At 52.2% G+C, this 20182-nt stretch carries 20 protein-coding genes and 1 tRNA gene; 18 read left to right on the top strand and 3 right to left on the bottom strand.

Annotated features, from left to right (window positions below):
* Nucleotides 1–80: 80 nt before the first annotated feature.
* Together rlmD and JJE36_05810 are read right to left on the bottom strand one after the other, a co-directional pair.
* Nucleotides 81–1406, bottom strand: a complete 1326-nt coding sequence (gene rlmD / locus JJE36_05815) for a 23S rRNA (uracil(1939)-C(5))-methyltransferase RlmD (protein ID MBK5211807.1) — start codon at nucleotides 1404–1406, stop codon at nucleotides 81–83.
* Between the two features lie 117 nt (nucleotides 1407–1523).
* Nucleotides 1524–2003 (bottom strand): (2Fe-2S)-binding protein, encoded by a 480-nt coding sequence (locus tag JJE36_05810; GenBank protein MBK5211806.1) that lies wholly within the window; start codon nucleotides 2001–2003, stop codon nucleotides 1524–1526.
* A 136-nt stretch (nucleotides 2004–2139) separates the two neighbouring features.
* Between JJE36_05810 and JJE36_05805 the strand changes: the two genes are divergently transcribed.
* Nucleotides 2140–2316 (top strand): 4Fe-4S binding protein, encoded by a 177-nt coding sequence (locus JJE36_05805; protein ID MBK5211805.1) that lies wholly within the window; start codon nucleotides 2140–2142, stop codon nucleotides 2314–2316.
* A 3-nt stretch (nucleotides 2317–2319) separates the two neighbouring features.
* On the opposite strand, the gene JJE36_05800 is transcribed toward JJE36_05805, so the two are convergent.
* Entirely contained in the window at nucleotides 2320–3222 is a 903-nt protein-coding gene (locus tag JJE36_05800; GenBank protein ID MBK5211804.1) for a diacylglycerol kinase family lipid kinase, read from the bottom strand.
* A 126-nt stretch (nucleotides 3223–3348) separates the two neighbouring features.
* On the opposite strand from JJE36_05800, the gene JJE36_05795 reads away from it, so the two are divergent.
* From JJE36_05795 to JJE36_05715, 17 genes are all read left to right on the top strand, one after another.
* Nucleotides 3349–3424, top strand: a tRNA-Arg gene (locus JJE36_05795).
* A 248-nt stretch (nucleotides 3425–3672) separates the two neighbouring features.
* Nucleotides 3673–4182 (top strand): peptidylprolyl isomerase, encoded by a 510-nt coding sequence (locus tag JJE36_05790; protein ID MBK5211803.1) that lies wholly within the window; start codon nucleotides 3673–3675, stop codon nucleotides 4180–4182.
* Nucleotides 4183–4205: 23 nt separating this feature from the next.
* Nucleotides 4206–5666 (top strand): tetratricopeptide repeat protein, encoded by a 1461-nt coding sequence (locus tag JJE36_05785; protein MBK5211802.1) that lies wholly within the window; start codon nucleotides 4206–4208, stop codon nucleotides 5664–5666.
* 25 nt (nucleotides 5667–5691) lie between these two features.
* Nucleotides 5692–6141 carry a nucleoside-diphosphate kinase gene (gene ndk, locus JJE36_05780; GenBank protein ID MBK5211801.1) on the top strand — a complete coding sequence of 150 codons (450 nt, stop codon included), beginning with the start codon at nucleotides 5692–5694 and terminating at the stop codon, nucleotides 6139–6141.
* Between the two features lie 104 nt (nucleotides 6142–6245).
* Nucleotides 6246–7265 (top strand): 4Fe-4S dicluster domain-containing protein, encoded by a 1020-nt coding sequence (locus JJE36_05775; GenBank protein ID MBK5211800.1) that lies wholly within the window; start codon nucleotides 6246–6248, stop codon nucleotides 7263–7265.
* Nucleotides 7266–7267: 2 nt separating this feature from the next.
* Complete coding sequence (locus JJE36_05770) at nucleotides 7268–8131, top strand: FAD/NAD(P)-binding protein (GenBank protein MBK5211799.1); 864 nt, start codon at nucleotides 7268–7270, stop codon at nucleotides 8129–8131.
* Nucleotides 8132–8133: 2 nt separating this feature from the next.
* Nucleotides 8134–8892 carry an NADH:ubiquinone oxidoreductase gene (locus JJE36_05765; protein ID MBK5211798.1) on the top strand — a complete coding sequence of 253 codons (759 nt, stop codon included), beginning with the start codon at nucleotides 8134–8136 and terminating at the stop codon, nucleotides 8890–8892.
* Complete coding sequence (locus tag JJE36_05760; protein MBK5211797.1) at nucleotides 8873–10135, top strand: Ni/Fe hydrogenase subunit alpha; 1263 nt, start codon at nucleotides 8873–8875, stop codon at nucleotides 10133–10135. Before JJE36_05765 ends, JJE36_05760 begins: the two co-directional genes overlap by 20 nt.
* 149 nt (nucleotides 10136–10284) lie before the next feature.
* Nucleotides 10285–10995: a DNA repair protein RadC gene (gene radC / locus JJE36_05755; GenBank protein MBK5211796.1), complete on the top strand. Its 711-nt coding sequence runs from the start codon at nucleotides 10285–10287 to the stop codon at nucleotides 10993–10995.
* Nucleotides 10996–11088: 93 nt separating this feature from the next.
* Nucleotides 11089–12129, top strand: a complete 1041-nt coding sequence (locus tag JJE36_05750; GenBank protein ID MBK5211795.1) for a rod shape-determining protein — start codon at nucleotides 11089–11091, stop codon at nucleotides 12127–12129.
* A 23-nt stretch (nucleotides 12130–12152) separates the two neighbouring features.
* Nucleotides 12153–13025 (top strand): rod shape-determining protein MreC, encoded by an 873-nt coding sequence (mreC, locus tag JJE36_05745; GenBank protein ID MBK5211794.1) that lies wholly within the window; start codon nucleotides 12153–12155, stop codon nucleotides 13023–13025.
* Nucleotides 13026–13027: 2 nt separating this feature from the next.
* The gene (gene mreD, locus JJE36_05740) at nucleotides 13028–13540 is read left to right on the top strand and encodes a rod shape-determining protein MreD (protein ID MBK5211793.1); all 513 of its coding nucleotides are present in this window, start codon (nucleotides 13028–13030) and stop codon (nucleotides 13538–13540) included.
* 72 nt (nucleotides 13541–13612) lie between these two features.
* Nucleotides 13613–15370 carry a penicillin-binding protein 2 gene (gene mrdA, locus JJE36_05735; GenBank protein MBK5211792.1) on the top strand — a complete coding sequence of 586 codons (1758 nt, stop codon included), beginning with the start codon at nucleotides 13613–13615 and terminating at the stop codon, nucleotides 15368–15370.
* 92 nt (nucleotides 15371–15462) lie between these two features.
* Nucleotides 15463–16542, top strand: coding sequence for a rod shape-determining protein RodA (rodA, locus tag JJE36_05730; GenBank protein MBK5211791.1), 1080 nt, complete (start codon nucleotides 15463–15465; stop codon nucleotides 16540–16542).
* Nucleotide 16543: 1 nt separating this feature from the next.
* On the top strand, nucleotides 16544–17563 hold the full coding sequence (locus tag JJE36_05725) for a hypothetical protein (protein MBK5211790.1): 1020 nt from the start codon (nucleotides 16544–16546) through the stop codon (nucleotides 17561–17563).
* Nucleotides 17508–19439 (top strand): TIGR03960 family B12-binding radical SAM protein, encoded by a 1932-nt coding sequence (locus JJE36_05720; protein ID MBK5211789.1) that lies wholly within the window; start codon nucleotides 17508–17510, stop codon nucleotides 19437–19439. The genes JJE36_05725 and JJE36_05720 overlap by 56 nt, the downstream gene beginning before the upstream one ends.
* Nucleotides 19436–20122: a DUF2344 domain-containing protein gene (locus tag JJE36_05715; protein ID MBK5211788.1), complete on the top strand. Its 687-nt coding sequence runs from the start codon at nucleotides 19436–19438 to the stop codon at nucleotides 20120–20122. The genes JJE36_05720 and JJE36_05715 overlap by 4 nt, the downstream gene beginning before the upstream one ends.
* The last annotated feature ends 60 nt before the right edge of the window (nucleotides 20123–20182 follow it).

Genomic DNA, 20182 nt, shown 5'->3' with positions numbered 1-20182 from the left:
TGAGATATGTTTCTACAAATGGAAAAATAAACTTTAGGTTGAGTGCCCGTTTTCGACGTCGCTCAGTAAATCCACTAACGTTAGGACTCGCTCCGCGACATCGATACCACACACTCAACGTGATGCGTCTGCGGGAAAAGGTCGACGGGCTTAACCTCGATGATCGAGTATCCACCGGCAACGAGTGATTTCAAGTCGCGAGCAAGTGTGGCGGGGTCGCACGACACGTAGACGAGTTTCTTGAGGTATTTTCGCCCGATGAGCGACTCGATGACTTTTGCGTCGAGGCCGGCGCGGGGAGGATCGACGATCAGCCCATCGATATGGTCGATGGAAGATATCTCACGCGCAGCGTCTCCGCCGATAGCCTCCGCATCCAGGTTGTTCTCATCGAGGTTGCGGCGCAGATCGCGCACAGCCGGACCGTACGACTCGACGGCGAGCACCTCTCCGGCGCTTTTCGCCAGGGGGAGGGTGAAAGTTCCGACACCTGAATACAGATCGACTACGGTGTCGGTTTCGTCGGGTTCGAGAAATTCGAGCGCACTGTCGACCAGCACGGCTGCGCCCCTCGTATTGACCTGCCAAAAACTCGGCGCGGAGATTCCATACGAGATGTCACCGATCATCTCTTCGAGGCGGCCCTTTCCCAAAAGCACTTCCACCTTGCTCACGGTGCGCGTCTCCGCCTTGTCCTTCAGCAGAACCCGTACGATGCTTGTGGCTTGTGGCATGGCTTGTTTCAGCATTTTTGCGACCATGGCGCGGGGGAAGGGACCCGGCGCCGTATAGAGCGCAATTTCGACATCGCTGGTAAACGTGGCGGCCCGAATGCCGATACGTTCTATGGCGTAGTCCTGATTTCCGACGAGATAGCTAAGCGCTCCGCGCAATGCTTTGGGGGCCTTTTGAAACTTTTTCGTGAAAAGCGCGCATGAATCCACTTCGATGAGTTGGTGCGTTCCTCGTTTATGGAAGCCGAGTTCGAAACGACCGTTGTTCATTCGAGCTTCGAGCTCGATTTTATTGCGATAGTTGTATTGGTTTTTCGAGGGCACGCAGTCAAGAACGAGAGCATCTGCATTTTCGATTTTGCCGATACGTGACAAAGCATCCACGACGATGTTGCGCTTGGAAATCAACTGGTCGGCATAATCGATATGCTGCCATTCGCAACCTCCGCACGTGCCGAAGTAGGGGCAAGAGGGGCTGACACGCATGGGAGACGGTGTGATTATCCTGACGATTTCGCCTCGTGCATAGTTTCCGCGGTCCTCGATGATTTTTATTTCGACTTCGTCATCCGGACAGCCGAAGGGAATGAAAACGGTTTTGCCGTCGGAGAGACCGGCGACGGAGTCCGCACCCGCTCCGAGGCGTTGTATTCTTACGATTTCTGTATTCATATCGCCCAATGTTTGTGTGATTATGGTTGCTTGAAAATGTTCTTTTCCAGTATACACAGACCTCCTTCTATATGTTTTGTATATGTTCGCAGAACCAGAGGAATGTGCCAAATTGAATCATTGCTTTTTTAAACCTTTATCAATCGCATCTTGAATAATCGTATGGCAACAAACACCGAGTGGGTTGTTCTCTTTGCAATTTGAGTCTTTCATAGCGCCAGTTATAACATTCACTTCCTGCACCGTCTTTGCCCCCTGCTTAACCACAGCTTCGATTACCTGATCTTCCGTAACTTTGCTGCAATAGCACGCATACTTTGGATTTGCATTTTTCTTAAACCAGATAGGAACTTTTATTTGATTCTTTAAGAATCTTATTCCAGGATTGACATTGTAATAAACGACATCGCAGTCTTCATTCATGCAAATCTTGTACAGTTCTCCTTCAACGCTCTTGCGATAATCATCTAAAACCAAATGTTCGACGGTAATCTTTCCGACAGTTACACCTTCGTTGTTGCAGACAGGACAAGGCATACGGTTTTTGGTTGTATCATCTGAGTCATATCCGCGGTGACGTCCATTAACGATTTTCATTCACGGTACCTCCTTGTATATGTTCGCTGTATATGTTCGCAGAATTGCGGTGCGAGGGGCCGCCATTTAGTGGTACTATGCTTTTGCAATCATGCTATTATGCAATCGTATTATTGGATATAAGAAAGGAATTGCCATGAGCGTACCTGTAGTCAATGCCGATGCATGCACCGCATGCGGTATTTGCGCCGACGACTGTCCGAACGGATGCTATGACATCGAGGATGTCTCAAAGCTCAATCGCCCAGAGGACTGTACCGAGTGCGGTATCTGCGTCGATGATTGCCCTAACGGCGCAATCTCAATGGATTAGTTTTTACTGCGTAACCATGATTTGAACCGCCCGTGGGTAGGTCGTGAAGACGAATTCTTTTCCGACGAAGACCTCACCGTCTATTTGTGCGACGAGCTCGCGCTTTTCGGTGGGCATGAGGATTGCTTCAGAGATTTCTTGTGTCCGGTAAGCATCGACTTCGTCGATGCGTTTTGCCATGATTTTCGGCAAACTTCTCAATGCTTTTCCGATGGTCACCCGATCGATCGTCGCCATCGAGAGATGCCCGTCGTCAGGCGATGCGCTCGGATTGATGGTAATTCCGCTTCCGTACGTCTTTCCGTTCGTGACGGCGCAAAGTAGAATCAAACGTTCGCATGCATCGCCTCCGTCGGCAGAGAGCATCACTTCGATTGGGTGGAGATCGTGCGTGATGACATGCAGAAGCGCGGCTCCGTAAAGCATCGGACCGCTCCATTTCAAGCGTTCTTTATACTCGAGAGTTTTTGCAACCACGATGGCGTCGATGCCGATGGAACAGCTATTGATGAAGTAGCGGTCGTTGCATTTTCCGACATCGAATTTTTTCGGCTTGCCGGTAAGGGCGATTGTCACCGCTTTTTCTATGTCGAGAGGGATATCGGCCATGCGACATGTGTCGTTTCCCGATCCGCTCGGGATGAGGGAAAGGACGGGTCGCTTCGACTCCTCTATTCTCATAAGGCCGTTAACCACCTCGTTGCAAGTGCCGTCACCGCCGACGACGATTATCGTTTCATATCCTCGACTTGCAGCTGCAAGTTCCTCGGCATGCAGCGGCCCGCTCGTCACGGCGTAATCGGCATCGACGGAAGCGAAGAGCTCCTTTATTTTTGCGATGATTGTTTGAGTGTGGCCACTTTTGGAAAAAGGGTTTATGATTACGAGACTCTTTTTATTCGGCATTTGCCATGTTTCTCTTGTGGTGGTTGATGGAATCTTTTTCATTGTAGCCGACGATACCGATGTCGTACATTATTTTTGGATGTCGTACATTATTTTTGCGATATGATAGAGAGGCAAATTTCAATTGCCTCCTTAGCTCAGGGGATAGAGCGTCTGCCTCCGGAGCAGAAGGTCGTAGGTTCGAATCCTACAGGGGGCACCATATGACTGAAGCAAAAGATACCCGCTCATTTTCGAGCGGGTATCTTTATTCTGCAGAACAAATAATGGCTACATGGTACTCTTTACATGCTACAAGCGCTTCTCACAATATTGTTCGTGCCGGTTGAAATCCTCGTAAAGAATTTCGCATGAGTTGTCGTATTTTCGTAAAGAATGCTCTCATGTGTCCGTTGCTTGTTAGAATAAAAAGGACTGTACTATCAAAGCCAATCGCTTCTGGAGGTTTTCATGTATACACCCGAGTACAAACCGAACGGAACTGAATCCGCGGTTATCAAGACTTCGAAGGGCACCATAGAAGTCGAGCTATTCGGCAAAGAGGCTCCTCTTCATGTCGGGAACTTCGTCGAACTCGCAAAGAAGGCTTTCTATGACGGTACGAAGATTCATCGTCATGAGCCCGGATTCGTCGCACAAGGAGGAGACCCGCTCACTCGTGACGCGACCTCCGAAGAAGTAATCAAGGGTCAGGGACCGTTCGGCACCGGTGGCCCGGGGTACAGTATCGAAGGTGAGTTCGACCTTTCCAAAAACCCGCATACGCATGAAAAAGGTGCACTCGCCATGGCACGATCGATGGACCCGAATTCGGCCGGATCCCAATTTTATTTCACGTTGGAGCCCGCTCATTTTCTCGACGGCAATTACACGGTGTTCGGTACCATAACCAAGGGATTGGATGTTGCCGACGACTTGCGTGTGGGCGACGTCATCGAAACGGTAACTATCGTAGATTAACGGTTGCGAAGGGGATTTTCAGCGTGGATGCAGAAAAATTCAAAGTAGCGCAACAAGAGTACGAACGAGGAGACTTTCGCGCAGCTGCGCGCGGGTTCTTGGAGGCGAGTGAGCAAGGTACGCCCGTGAGCAATGGGGCATCTTATCATATGGCCGGTAATTCGTTCATGCGCCTCAAGCGATATAACGACGCAATTACCGTCTATGAACATGCGTTGCGAGACGACACCTATCTTCGTCGCGCTGCAGTGGAGTTGAATTTGGCCAATGCGTATCTTAAAGCCGGAGAGTTCGACGCCGCCATAGCCCATTATCAAGCGGCAATCGAAGAACCGGACTGCAAATCGCCCTACAAGTGTTATCAGGGGCTCGGCACGGCTCTCATGGAAAAAGAGGTGTTCGATCAGGCGGCAATCGCTTATCGACGTGCAGCAGTAGACCAGGCGAATCCCAACCCGGGGGCCAGTTTGATCAACCTCGGCCTTTGTTTGATGACCATCGACAGGCCGCAAGACGCCGCGGAAGCATATAAAGCCGCTCTCGGCGCGGAAAGTTACAAGAACAAAGGGCTGGCGCTCTCAAATCTGGGCATGGCTTATGCGAAGGCGGGGGAATGGCAGCGAGCCGTTCGTGCTTTCGAAGAGGCGATGACGTTGCATAATCATCGGCTTTCTGCGACGGCCAAAGAGATGCTCGAGTACGCGTATGCTCAGACCGCCGATCGTATTGAAGACGAATCGGATGCCCAAATCGCAGAAGAGAACCATGTCGTTGACAATTCACTGGTTTCGAGCAATTCTGCGTTCGAGGAGGATTTCACCGATGAGATGCTGCCGGTCGCCTCTGCGCCCGAATCGGTTGCTTCGACTTCCGATATTTCCGTTCTCGCCGCCGATTTGGCGGGGCGAGAGACGAACGCTTTCCAGCGAGTCGATACCGTGCAGGCTCTCACCGATCCCATCTCAATTGATTCCGGTGTCATCGATGAGGGGGCGATGGATAGCATGGAACCGCTCAATATCGGAAATCAAGAAGATGTCGAGCTGTTCTTCGGTCGTTCCGAAGGAGAAGCCGTCAAAATCGGCAAAGAACTCGAGCGCGCCGGCCGTTCCCGCTTTCGGTGGGTTAAATGGGTTGTAACCGTAATCATCATTCTTGCGCTCATAGGCGGTGGCGCTGCGGCCGTCTACTTCACCGGGTTCGGTGTTCCTTCTGGTAGGGAAGTCGTCGGCAATGCGCTCGATGCCTATAATTCCGGTAAAGCATTCGACGGTTACTGGATTGATTCGACCAATACCGTCCGCGAAATGGCGGCTGTACCCGTGCCTGCCACCTATACGATTGAATCCGTCGCCGTCAGCGGTTTTTCCGCCGTCGCCAGTGTTGCGATCAAGCCTCAAAGTGGAGCTGCGATTGCGTTCAAGTTCAATATCGTGAGGAGCGGCGTCGGTTGGAAAATCAAGTCGGTTGAGAATGACTTCTAAGTAACGTATATTTGTTCATCTATCTATGTTTGCGAGCGTTGAACGCTCGCCCAATGAGAGAGGAACTTTCGTGTTCGAAAAGACGTATATCATGATTAAGCCCGACGCGGTAAAGCGCGGACAGGTCGGTCGTATTATTTCCCGTTTCGAGGATACCGGTTTGACGCTGGAGCGTCTCGAGCTCGCTGTTCTCACCACCGAGCAAGCTGCCGCCAATTATGCCGAGCATGAGGGCAAGCCGTTTTACGACGGTCTCATCGAGTACATCACTTCCGGTCCCGTGGTAAAGATGGTGTGGAGCGGTGACGGAGCGGTTTTGCTTTGTCGCAAGCTTATGGGAGTGACGAACCCCGCCGAGGCGGCACCAGGTACCATCCGCGGCGATCTCGGTCTCTCTTTGGATGCGAATGTCATTCACGGTTCTGATTCCGTCGAGTCGGCACAACGTGAGGTAAAATTGTTCTTCGGTTGCTAGATTTGCAAACTGAGACATGTTGAATATGCGCCGAGTGAGTTCATAATTTATTTACGAGCCACTCGGTCGCGTCATTTTATCGGCACGGTGAGACAGGGGGCGCAATGTTCTTTCGCATTTTGCACAAAGGAAATGTCGGCGATTTGGTGACTGGACTAGCCGCCACACGAGAAATCGTCGGTCCGAAAGCCAAAGGGGAAGATTTCGTTTTCGGCGAGATAACCGACCCGAGTGAATTGGTACTCGACTATCCGACGACTATTCTGCCCCCGAAGAAGTATTTCCTCCTTCCCAAAGAAAATCTCATGCACTATGACACGAAGAACAGTGGCGTTTCACAAGATGCGCCGAACGTAACGCCGCGCGTCATCTTCGGTGTGCATCCGTGCGACATCAATTCGTTGCTCCTGGTCGACAAAGTATTCCTCGGCGATTTTGTCGATCCTTATTACAAGGCCAGAAGGGACAATACGCTTATCATCGGAGTCAGCTGTATGCCGACTCCGAGTTGCATGTGCAATGCCTTCGGTACCGGTGAGGTCAACCAGGGCTTCGATCTTTTCTTAACCGACTTGGGCGATCGCTATTTCGTGTCGTGCAGTTCGGTCGAAGGTGCCGACATGCTCGACAAGTTCGTCGAAACGCGTGAGGTCGAGCCCCAAGATATGAAGGCGTTTCAGGAGCGCACGAAAGCATGGGAGGAAGCGTTTACTCCCGCTCCCGACATCACGCAACTCCCACTCCTTTTCGATGCGAAATACAACGACCCGCTTTGGGAGGAAATCGGCGATGATTGCCTTTCGTGCGGTGCGTGCTCGGCCGTGTGTCCGACCTGTTATTGTTTCGATGTGAACGATCGACAGGATGCGGACGGCCAAGGGGGGAATCGCGTACGCACATGGGACTCCTGCTGTTTTTCCTCTTTTGCAGAAGTTGCACAGGGGCATAACTTTCGCGCCCAAAAAGCGGCGAGGGTCAGGTATCGTTTCTATCACAAACAATGGGGCTACCTGTCGAAATTCGGCAAAGTGTTGTGCGTCGGCTGCGGTCGATGCACCAAGGCATGCAAAGTGAATATCAATCCGCGCCGCGTCATCGAAGCACTCGTGAAAGGCGGTGAGTAGCCGTGGGAGTCAACTCTTCTATCGCTTATCGCGAGTTACAGGCAAACCCTTTTCGCCCGTGGGCGGCTCGAATAACCTCGATTACCCAACTCACTGATAAAGAGAGACTGTTCGAATTCCGTCTCATCGACGAGGTTGTTCGAGACGCATTCGATTTCGAAGCCGGGCAGTTTATGGAACTCTCGATTTTCGGGGTGGGCGAGGCGCCGATTTCGATATCGTCGGCTCCGTCGAAGCAAGGCTTCATCGAACTCTGTGTGCGTAACTCAGGCACGGTGACCGGAGCATTGCATGAGAAGCAGTGCGGAGACATCGTCGGTTTGCGCGGTCCGTTCGGTAACGGCTTTCCTTTCGAGGAGATGAAAGGACATGATGTTTTGCTGGTCGCCGGAGGGCTCGGCATCGCTCCGTTGAAGTCTCTCATCAACCACATTCACGACGAGCGTCACGAATTCGGAAAAGTCACCATTTTGCTTGGAGCGAGAAACCCCGGCGAGATTCTTTTCCACGAGGAATTCAAGATGTGGAAGCATCGCGAAGATTTCGATCTCATCATGACGGTCGATCAGCCCGACGATACGTGGGATGGCGATGTCGGCCTCGTGACGAAGCTTTTCGACAAAATCGAACTCGACCCGAAAAACACCTACGGAGCAATTTGCGGTCCTCCGGTGATGTATCGCTATGTCATCGAGGAGATGCGCAAGAAGAACCTCGACGTCGATCACATCTTCATGTCGTTCGAACGACGTATGAAGTGCGGAATCGGGATGTGCGGACATTGCGGAGTCGGACATCAATATGCGTGCATCGACGGTCCGGTGTTCAGCTACTGGGAAGCAATGAATCTACAGGAGGCGATGTAACCATGCGGCCGAATGTGGTGTTTTTAAGTCTGGCGAGCGACTTCGGATGTCAGGTTCAGATTACGAACTTCCCCGAGCTTCTCGAGATGCTCGGTACGTTTGATTTGAGCTATTGGCAGCTGGCGACTAGCGCGCATATGCCGAGCGAGTATGATATAGCCGTCATCGAGGGCGCGTGCACCACGCAAGAGCATGTCGAGCTTCTTGAAAAAGTACGCGCGAGAGCTCAGGTGGTCATAATCGTCGGAGCTTGCGCTTGCACGGGGGGCATACCCTCCCTTGCGCTCAACGGAGACCTCGAAGAGGGGCTGCATCTCGTATATGGCGAGGCGGCCGAGAAAGTCGCATGGGGACACATTCCTCCGCGTCCGATAGACGCCGTGATCGATGTCGATTTCAAAGTATTGGGATGCCCGGTGAATCCGGATGAATTTTCCTCTATTTTGCAACGTGCGCTTCTCGGCCTCGTCGACAACGTGCACCGCGAGACGATGTGCTCCTCATGCAAAATCAATGAGAACAGCTGTTTTTACGCACAAGGAAAAGTGTGCCTCGGTCTGGTGACGGCGGCGGGATGCGAATCCTTTTGTATCAACCGCGGCCGAGCGTGCACGGGGTGCAGAGGAATTGCAGCCGATGCCAACATGAAGGCTGCACGTGAGTTTGCTGCGAAATACGCACTCGAGCAGGAGTTTTTGAATGGACTCGAGATTTACAACTCCCATGCGAAAGGACTCGTACATGACGACTCTTTCTGTTAATCACGTAGCGCGTATCGAAGGCCACGGGGACATCACCGTCGATGTCGATGAAGGCGTGATCAAACGCATCACGATGGATATCGTCGAGCCTGCACGCATTTTCGAGTCGATGGTCGTCGGTCGTACTTTCGATGAGGCGCCCTTGATAACGAGCCGAATTTGTGGCATTTGTTCCGCAAACCATGCGGTGACGAGCATTTTGGCCACCGAGAACGCTTTCGGCATCGAAGTCTCCGAACGCACGAAAAAGCTTCGTGAGCTCCTTGTATACGGCTCCTACCTTCAAAACCACGGGACACACCTCTACATTTTGGCCGCCCCCGATTACGTCGGGCTCCCTTCGGTGTTTCCTCTTGCCGAGACGGCTCCTGAAATCGTCAAGCGCGCCCTCGCGCTCAAGCGACTCGGCAATGAACTCTGCACGCTCGTGGGAGGGCGCGCTGTGCACCCGACGACGGCTGTCATCGGTGGATTTACTTCCGAGCCGACGCGAACCGAGTTGCTTTCTTTCGGAAAGCGTCTCGAGGAAGCCGTTCGCGATGCTGCGGCAACCGTCGAATTGTTCGGTAGTTTCGATATACCTCGTTACGAAACCAAGAGCGACATGCTTTCTTTGGTCGCCTCTGATAATTATGCGATCGTCGAAGGCGAAATTCATTCGCTTACGCACAAGTGGAACCGACCGGTGAGTGATTATCGTGCGCTCATGCAAGAAGAAGTCGTGTCTCATTCGAACTCGAAGCACGTGATGGTCGACGGTAAGCCGTTTATGACCGGCGCCATCGCCCGCGTGAACAACTCGTGGGATCAGTTGCTTCCCTCGGCTCGTGTCGTTGCCAGTAAAGTGGGCATGCGACCGGTGATGAAGAACCCCTTCTACAACAATATCTGCCAAGCCATCGAACTCGTCGATGCCGCCGAGCGTTGCGCTATGCTTTGCTATGAACTCGCTGATTCGAACGGGAGTGCCTCTCCGGTGGAATTCAAGCCGCGCAAAGCGGTCGGTTACGGTGCCACGGAGGCCCCGCGTGGAACGTTATATCACACGCTCGAGTATGACCGGAACGGTATCGTCACCGCCGGCGATGTTATCACTCCGACGGCGCAAAACCTCGCCAGCCTCGAGGCCGATATGCGTGCCTTCGCCCCGAGCATTCTCAGTCTCGAACACGACGAGTTCATCTTGAAAATCGAGCAACTCGTTCGTGCGTATGATCCCTGTTTGTCTTGTGCGGTGCACTAAAGTGCTGGCCGCGAGCAGTGAGTCGGTCTCGATACGGTTTGTCCTCGACCGTGAATTCATCTCACCAAACGTTCAGTGATTTTTATAAATCGGTACCGTAGATAACGGATATCCTCTTGAGGTTCTTACGAACCGAGGGAGGGTATCTTTTGGAAAAAGAAATCGTCATCGAGAAAATCGCTTGCGGTCTGTTGCTCGACGTGCCGACTCGAGACCTTTTCGAGTACCTTTGCGGCGATGACTTGTTCGTAGAAATCGGCAACGTGATTTCACGGGATGGGACTTCATCGTTTGATTCCGTCAGTGAACGGTACGCTTGCAGAGAAATCGCCGATTATGAGGGCGCTTTGGTCGAAATCGCCGTGAGACGAGGGGAAGACGGTTCAAAACAAGAAGCGCTGCTCAAAGCGCGTGCCGCAGAAGTGCTTGCGGAGATCGAGCTGGGCAAACGGATATACGGCACGTTCAATTTTCAAGAAGAGATGAACACGCCCGAAGCTGTGGCGAGTTATTGCTATCCGCTCATGAAGAATTTCGATAGGGAACACTTCTGGATGCTTGCGCTCAACGCGAAAAACAGATTGGTCCACAGAAGCGAAGTTTCTGTCGGAACGGTGGATGCGACGATAGTGGGAGTTCGTGAAGTTTTCAAGGATGCGCTCGCTGCATCGGCAGTAGGTGTTATCGTTGTGCATAACCATCCGAGCGGTGATCCGCATCCTTCGAAAAGCGATATAAGGGTTTCTCGCCGCTTGAAAGAGGCGGGCGACCTACTCGGCATCGCCTTGCTCGACCATGTCATCGTCGGAGTCGAAGGGCGAAATTACAGTTTGCGCCGCTACGGGGATTTGGATGGGTGAAATGTAACCATACGGATACCTTGCCCGAAGGTTTAGGGGCATGGTCCTGTGCTAGACTAAAGCACTTACAAATTTATTCGAAAGGTACTCTTTATGTCGCTGAGGGATATTTTTGCGAACTCCATGGGCGGAGATATGGCCGTCGACCTCGGTACTGCGAACACGCTCGTGTCCGTTCGCGGTCGGGGAATCGTCCTCATCGAACCGTCCGTCGTGGCTATCGAAAGAGACACAGGCCGTGTTCTCGCGGTGGGCAAAGAAGCTAAACGCATGATTGGACGTACACCGAGTTCGATTACGGCGATTCGTCCCTTGAAAGACGGTGTCATCGCCGATTTCAACACCACCGAAGCGATGCTTCGTTATTTCATCAACAAATGCCGTGTGAAGACATTCTTTTGGCAACCGAAACCGCGCGTCGTGGTGTGCGTTCCATCCGGTGTCACCGAAGTTGAAAAGCGCGCGGTTTTCGAAGCGACTATGACTGCCGGCGCCCGACAAGCATATCTCATCGAGGAGCCGATGGCAGCCGCCATCGGAGCCAAGCTTCCCGTTCAAGAACCGACCGGTTCCATGGTCGTCGACATCGGCGGAGGAACCACCGAAGTGGCCGTTGTGTCTTTGGGCGGCATCGTCGTGGCGCAGTCGATACGAATCGCAGGCGATGAGTGTGATGAAGCCATCATCGCTTATGTGAAGCGCTCCTATAACGTCTTGATCGGTGAGCGCACCGCTGAAGAGATTAAATTCGAAATAGGTTCGGCTTGGCCTCTCGTCGAGGAAGTCGATGTCGAAATACGCGGCCGCGACTTGGCTACGGGGCTTCCGCGTACCATCACCATGGAATCGGAAGAAATTCGAGAGGCGCTTGAAGAGCCCATCGTCGCCATCGTGAATGCAGTCAAAGAAACTCTTGAAATAACTCCTCCCGAGCTCGCGAGCGATTTGATGGAGTTCGGTATCGTCCTCACCGGTGGCGGAGCACTGCTTCGAGGCCTTGATGAGAGAATTCGGCATGAAACAGGAATGCCGGTGCACGTGTCTGAAAGTGCGCTCACAAATGTCGTTGACGGATCAGCACAAGCTCTTGAAGAAATCGAAACACTCAAAAAAGTTCTTCAAGGTTCGCGCTAATATTTTAATTTGGTAGGTGGGCTGTGAATATCGCCCCGCAAGAAACTAATAATCGAAAAATCGGCTGGCTGTTGCTGTTCGTCGCTCTCGCAATCGTTCTGATGACCGTTTGGTCTCGCGAGTCCGAGACGGGACCGCTTCATAGCGTTCGAGTCGCGACACAAACAGTGGCGACTCCGATATCACATGTCGGCAAATGGACATCGACTCCGGTGCGCGGCTTTTTCACGTGGATTTCCGATCTCGGTGTGACGCGCGGACAACTTGGTGAACTGCAGGACCAGAACAGAGAACTGAGGGCGCGCGTCGTTGCGCTCGAAGAGACCCGTTTGGAAAACGTTCGCTTGAAAAATCTCGTGAACAGCGCGAATGCGCAAGGTTATAAAGGCGTTTCGGCCACGGTTATCGGACTTCCCGCCAACACATGGGGTCAAGTGCTGACCGTCGACAAAGGGACGAACGATAAAATCGCCATCGGAATGCCGGTGCTCGGCCCCTACGGTCTTTTGGGACAAGTCGTCGAGGTCGGAGCGAACTTCAGTCGGATCAGACTCATGACCGATCAAAAGAGCGGAGTCGCCTCGCTCATCCAAAACGGCAGAAAACCGGGCATCACGAAAGGCTCGGTCACCGGAGATCTCACGCTCGAGTTCGTGAGCGCCGAGGCTACCGTCACTCAGGGAGATGTCGTGGTGTCTTCAGGTATTGGCGGAATTTACCCGAAAGGTCTTCTCGTCGGCGAAGTCCTCGAAGTCTCGAAAGAAACGAACGTTCTCTATAAAACCATTCGTTTGCAGCCGGCCAATGATGTAAATACTGTCGAGGATGTCTTGATATTGACCGATACCACCCCTGCAACTGATACGCTGGGAACAAATACAACTAAAGGAAACTGATTGTGCGAAAATTTTTCTCAGTCGTGGGTGTTCTCATCGCCGGATTTTTGTTGCAAGTCGGTGTGGCACCGTACATATCGATCGGAGGAGTCTCTCCGAACTTTTTCGTCATCATCGTCGTCGTCATGGCGATGACCAACGGTTCGAGCGAAGGTGTGGCACTCGGTTTCGTCACCGGTCTACTGCTTGATCTCATAGGAACCGGCCCGCTGGGTCCTTGGGCGCTCGTTCTCAGTATCACCGGCTATGTGGTCGGACTTCTCGGACAGAACTTGTTTGCAGAAGGCTGGTTGCTTCCGGTGACCGTTTTGAGCATCGCGAGCCTTTTCTCGGAACTCCTCTCCATGATTATGGTGTTCGTGCTGGGGACGGATGCGCCGTTTTGGGGAGCCTTGATGTTTCAGGTGCTCCCGACGACAGTCTATACGATCTTCATTTCGATAGTGCTCTTTCCGGTGCTTTCGAAAGTTCTTCGAGAGGATGTAAAGATAGCTTCGTTTAAGCGATTCGTTTAAACGAACTGATTACTTATGTATAACGAGAAACCGGATATCAGACCTCGGGTTATTGCATTCATAGGCATCTTTATGTTGGTGTTTATCGTTTTGCTCACACGTTTGTGGTCGATGCAGATAATCAACGGCGAATCCTATAAAAAAGAGGCGGCGCAGAATAGTCTCCGCGAGGCGACGACGATTGCTCCTCGCGGGCGAATATTCGATTGTAACGGCAAAGTTCTCGTCGGCAACCGTTCGACGATGGCGGTTTTGGCTCCGACCACGATAGTAAATGATACCCCTCTCGTTTTACGTTTAGCCAAGATCCTGGGCATGACGAAGCAAGAAGTCATCGATAAGGCGACCACAAAGAAAGAGGCTGCTCTCGATTTGCGCGTAATCGCCATAGACGTTCCCATGAAAACCGTCGCCTACATAGAAGAGCATTCGACTTCCTTTGGAGGAGTCGAGGTCCAGGCGCGAGCGGTCCGCACGTATCCGAACGGCTCTGTTGCAGCGCACGTTCTCGGATACACCGGAGAGATTTCGGATACCCAGCTTAATTCGTCGACGTTTAAAAACTATGACCCTTCCGACATCGTCGGTAAAACCGGCGCGGAGAGTTCGTTCGAAAGCGTTTTGCAAGGTGTTCGCGGTCGGCGAGTTCTTGAGGTCAACGCGCAGGGGAAAATTCAAACAATAGTTTCTGAAACGCAGCCCGGATCGGGACAGGACATCGAGCTCACACTCGATTTGAAAACACAAAAAGTTGCAGAAGCATCTTTGAAAAAAGCAATAATGAGGTCACGTGCCGCAGGGAATAAGGCAGTTGCCGGTTCAGCCGTGGTCATGGATGTCAATACCGGAGCAATCGTGGCGATGGCGAGCTATCCGACGTACAATCCCGAAGAGTTCATAAACGGAATCTCTACAAAAACCTGGAAAAGATTCAACTCGAAGAGTTCAAGTTATCCGTTGACGAACCGCGCAATCATGTCGGTGTATCCTCCCGGCTCGACGTTTAAGGCGTTTACCAGTTTGACCGGCTTGAACTACGGCTTGATTAACACGGCGACGACGTTCGACTGCGTCGGTTACTGGACAGGCCTCGGTAAAACGTGGGGCAAGTGGTGCTGGTTGCACACCGGTCACGGCATACAAAACCTGTACTCCGCTCTCATCAACTCATGCGACACCTATTTTTACAATGTGGGATTGCGGGACTATAAGACCGGGAAAGAAAATCAGCAAAAGCTCGCCCGGCAATTCGGGTTCGGAAAGTTGACGGGAATCGATTTACCGAGTGAGGCTAGGGGGCGGGTGCCCGACGCGAAATGGAAAGCTGCTTGGAATGCAAATTATCCTGAGTATAAAAAATGGCTTCCGGGCGACTCGGTCAACCTCGCCATCGGTCAAGGCGACCTGTTAGTGACGCCATTGCAGCTCGTCACGGCATACAGCGCGATAGCAAACGGCGGAACCATCTACCAGCCGCATGTTTTCAAGAGCGCGCTCAGCAGCGAGGGAAAAACCGTCATTACCGCCAAGAAAAAAGTCACCGGCAAGCCGTCTGTCAGCAACTCTTCCGTTCAGACGCTGCAAAGTAACCTGCGCGCAGTTATATCACAGAGCGCATCGGGACCGAAACTATCCAACGTGGGTGTTCCGGTCTCAGGTAAAACGGGAACGGCTCAAAAGACCGAAGAGAACGACTATGCATGGTTTGCCGCTTATGCTCCTTCGAACAATCCGAAATATGCCGTCGTTGCGATGATCGAACAGGGCGGTGGCGGAGGAACCTATGCGCTTCCAGTCGTAGATGATATTTTGGTGTCACTATTCAAATAGGTCCAAGACAGTAAAGTTCAGGTGAAGATATCAAAGTACGTGGCTTTCTATTAAAGTATGTCAACCCGACGCTCCTGGCGATTGTAATTCTGTTGCTTGTATACGGGACGATGATGGTGAATTCGACGACGGGGGGATCCGGGTTGGCACGTCAGCTTCTCGGTATCGTCGTCGGTATCGGTCTGTTGGTGCTTTTTTGGATATTCGATTATCGAAAGATAAAAGACTGGAGCACGCCACTTCTTATTCTCAGTGCTCTCTTGATGCTTGCTCCGCGAATCCCGGGGTTGGGCTATTCTGCGGGTGGCGCGCAATCTTGGCTCGCTATCGCCGGCATTCGTTTGTTCCAACCGGCTGAGCCGGCAAAACTCGTCATCATATTATTTTATGCGAGTATTGTTGTGCGGAACGACGGAAAAATCGAATCGCTCAAAGAATACTTGAAGCTTTTGGGGATAGCGTTTATCCCCGTCATTTTGATTTTGACTCAGCCCGACCTCGGAACCAGCCTCGTTTTCATCGCAATCGCATTGGGTATTTTATTGATGGGCGGCGCCAAAGCACGTTGGCTGATAACCACCCTCGTGCTCGGGATCGCTTTGATAATCGGGATGGTATCGTTGAATACCTGGCTCGGGGATACGGGAAAGCCTGTCATATTGAAGGCGTATCAGATGAACCGATTGCTCGTGTTCGTCGACCAGACCAGAGACCCCAAAGGTGCCGGTTACAACCTGAAACAAAGCAAAATCGCCATTGGTTCCGGCGAAGTGTCCGGCAAGGGTATCGGATCCGGTACGCAAGGAAAACTCAACTTTTTGCCCGCGCGCAGTACCGACTTCATCTTCAGCGTTATAGGTGAGGATCTCGGTTTTACCGGTGCGGCGGTCTTGCTCGGTCTGTATCTCGCACTTTTGATGGTTGCCTTAAGCGTTGCTGTCAGTTCGGTGGATTTGTTCGGAACACTCGTTGCAGCGGGTATCATGAGTATGTGGGTTTTCCAAATCCTCGAAAACATCGGGATGACCGTCGGAGCTATGCCGATTACCGGGATTCCATTACCCTTCATGAGTTATGGTTCATCGTTTATGGTAACGAATCTTGCTTGCGTCGGGGTATTGCTCTCGATTTGGACAAGACGTCCGTTCCAAAGTATTTCGAAAGGAGTCTAGCATGAAATTTCCCACTAAGCTTCCCGTGAACCCGGGCGAAGTCATCAAACAAGGGAAGTTGTTCAAGGAGCAAGGGGAAAAACAAATTTCGATAGGATTGCTCGTCGATCCTCTCGCTTCCGATGAAATGATTGCAATCGTGTCATCGCTGCTTACTCCGCAAACTCTGCGGTGTCGCGTGGTCACGCGTGTCATAGGCACCGATACAATCGGGCCGCACAGCACCTCGAAATACGATTTCATCGTCTGCGTGCTTTCAACTCCGAAAGACGGTGCGACGCAAGATTATAGCGAAGCGCTCATCGGACTTGTTGGAAAAATCGTCGATTCCCGAAGAAAATTGATGATCGTCACGACCTCGATCGATGCAGAAAGTGTGGCCGAGCATTTCCGTGTGAGCATTCTCGACATCGTGGACGGTTCGAACAGGGAAGCCTGCAGCCAAGATATCGCACGTTGGTGCGCAGAAGAAATGAGCGATATTCGGTTGGCGCTCGCGGTCAACTTCCCGTTCATGCGCGAATCGGTCGCCACTGAATTCATTAAGGCGACCGCTTTGCAAAATGCAATCGTCGGAGGATTGTTGTTCATTCCGGGCGCCGATTTGCCGGTTATGACGCTCAATCAAATCAAAATGATGTTTCAAGTGGCTGCGGTCTACGGGGAGCCCATCAGTATTGAGCGCGCCAAAGAGGTTGCAGCGATTGTCGCAGGTGGATTCACCATGCGAACCGTCGCACGTGAGTTCGTCGGTGTCATTCCGTTTCTCGGATGGGCAATCAAGGCCGCAATAGGTTACGGTGCGACTTACGGTATGGGAATCGCAGTCGTTCAATATTTCGCCGGCGGTGGACAGGTAGCCCAACTCGGGCAACATCTTCTTTCCGTAAGGGACGAAATCGTCATAAAGTCTCGAGAGGCAATGGCCAAAACGCCCGGCATTTCTCACCGAACCGCTCAGAGTCATGTTCCTTTCAAGACACGCAGAGGCTATATTGAAAGCAATCGTACGCGTGGCTGAAAACAACCGAAGCAGTAAAAAAACCGACCTCTGGCCTCAGATTCGACCTCTTTTGTATCGAGTCGAGCGTCCGTCGCGCTATATCGACAGCGAGTGGGGAGTGGCGGAGGCACAAGATTACCGTGTCGGGCTGTGCTACCCCGACACCTACGAGGTCGGCCAAGCCAATCAGGCGCTCGCGCTTCTCTATCAAGCTGCGAATTCTCTGGATGGTGTTTCGGGAGAGCGTATATTTTTGCCGTGGATCGATTTGTCCGATCTCATGCGCAAGGAGGATATTGAACTATTCACGCTTGAATCATTCATGCCCGTTTCGCGTGTGGATATCCTCGGAATCACGATTCCTTATGAACTTTCATACACCTCGATTCTCGAAGTGCTTTCTTTGGCGCACATTCCGTTTCGCGCTAAGTATCGCGACGACTCGTATCCGCTGGTAATCGGCGGCGGACCTTGCGTCTTCAATCCGGAGCCCCTGGCGGATTTCTTCGATGCATTCCTCATCGGTGAGGGCGAGGAAGCGTGGAAAGAGATAATTTCCACTGATAAGACGATGCGCGCACAGGGCAAGACGAAACAAGAAATTTTAGAGAAACTGGTTGGGATATCAGGCGTGTATGTGCCGTCATTTTACGATGTTTCGTATCGTGAAGACGGTAGAATCAGCACCATCACGCCAACTCATGGAGCGCCCGACCGCGTCTATAAGCGAGTCGTGACCGATATGGAAACGGTCGCACCGATTCAATGTCCCATCGTTCCCTATGTCGATGTCGTCCATAATCGGTATACGCTCGAGATTTTGCGCGGTTGTACACGCGGCTGTCGTTTTTGCCAAGCCGGTATGACCTATCGTCCGGTTCGCGAACGATCGGCCGACTCGATTGTCAAGAACGCCATCGACGGTTTGCGGGATTCGGGCTATGACGAGATATCGCTCACTTCGCTTTCGAGCGCCGACCACAGTCAACTCGAAGAAGTGGTCCGCCGCCTCCAAAAGCAGTTTGAGGGCAGCGGTGTCAGTGTTTCGCTCCCCTCATTGCGCGTCGATGCTTTCTCAATCGATATGGCGCATCTCATGGCGCAGGGAGGACGCAAAACCGGTCTCACGTTTGCGCCTGAAGCCGGCAGTCAGCGCCTTCGTGACGTCATCAATAAAAACGTGACGGAGGAACAGCTGCTCGAAACGGTGGAACGCGCGTTCAAAGCCGGATGGCGTCGGATAAAACTGTACTTCATGATCGGTCTTCCGACTGAAACCGACGAGGACATCGCGGCGATCGGGGAATTGGCCGGAAAAGTTTTACGTACGGCCAAGAAGAGCGTCGAGCCCGGTCAGCGAGGTGGAATCACCGTCGGAGTTTCCGTGTCCACGCTCGTCCCGAAATCGCATACGCCCTTTCAGTGGGAGCCGCAGGCAACCGACGAAGAGATCCATCGCAAGCAGCGGGTGCTGCGTGATTTTATGCCGCGCAAAGGAGTCAATCTTTCTTGGCACGATGCGGATATTTCGTTTCTCGAAGGTGTGATCGCACGTGGTGACCGCCGTTTATCGCCGGTGTTGGAAGCCGCGTGGCGTAACGGTGCCCGTTTCGATGCATGGAGCGAACAGTTCTCCTTGAAGCGTTGGCTCGATGCCTTCGAAGAGTGCGCTTACAATCCCGCATTCACCGCTCACCGTGCGCGCGATTATGACGAAGTCTTTCCATGGGCGCATCTTTCGACCGGAGTGAGCGACGCTTATCTCGTCGCGGAAGCGAAAAAAGCCCGTGAAGAAGTATTGACGCAGGACTGCAGTTTCGACTCCTGCACAGGCTGCGGTGCTTGTCAAACACTCGATGTCGACATCGTTCTCGGAGGTGAGAAGCGTCAATGAGTTCCGATTTCAGGTTACGCATAAACTATCGAAAAGCCGACCGCGGCGCCTTCCTCTCTCATTTGGAGGTTCTCCATACCGTCGAACGCATTGTAAGGCGTGCACAACTACCGTATGCTATTACGCAAGGCTTTCATCCGCACATGAAGGTCGCGTTCGGACCGGCCCTGTCCGTGGGGACGGCAAGCGACGGCGAATATCTCGATTTGTGGTTGTCGGAATTCGTGAGACCTGACATCGCCCTCGCGAAACTGAAAGCGTCGGCACCGCGCGTTTTGCCGATTGAAAGAGTCGGATATATCGGTAACAAGCTCCCGTCTTTGACGGCGGCCATCACCATCCATGCTTATCGTGCTGAAATTTGGGCACGTGATATAGAAATCGATAAGGTTGAGCAAAGTTTTCAATCAGTTCGAAAAAGTACCTCATTGGAAGTAGTGCAAAAAGATAAGAAAAAAGTTTTCAATCCTGCACTCTGCATCCCGAAAGATGCAGTTGTGACTAAAAATGAGGAAGGTTGCACCATCGACTTTTCTTTGAGGATTGACCAAACAGGCGCACTTCGCCCTGAAATTCTACTTCAAGAAGTATGTAATCGAGCCGGTCAAACTTACTCACACCTCGAGCTAGTGCGAACAGGACTGTTCATCGAAGAGGATGGCGTCTGGGTTCGCCCGATGTAAGAAAAAGGTGTAGGAGGACTAAAAATGGCCGAGATAGTGCGTGAGATGATCATCTCACGC

The sequence above is a fragment of the Coriobacteriia bacterium genome, assembly GCA_016649875.1.
Lineage (GTDB): Bacteria > Actinomycetota > Coriobacteriia > WRKU01 > JAENWW01 > JAENWW01.
Note: the sequence above shows the minus strand (reverse complement) of the source record. Positions and strands in the feature narration are given on the sequence as shown.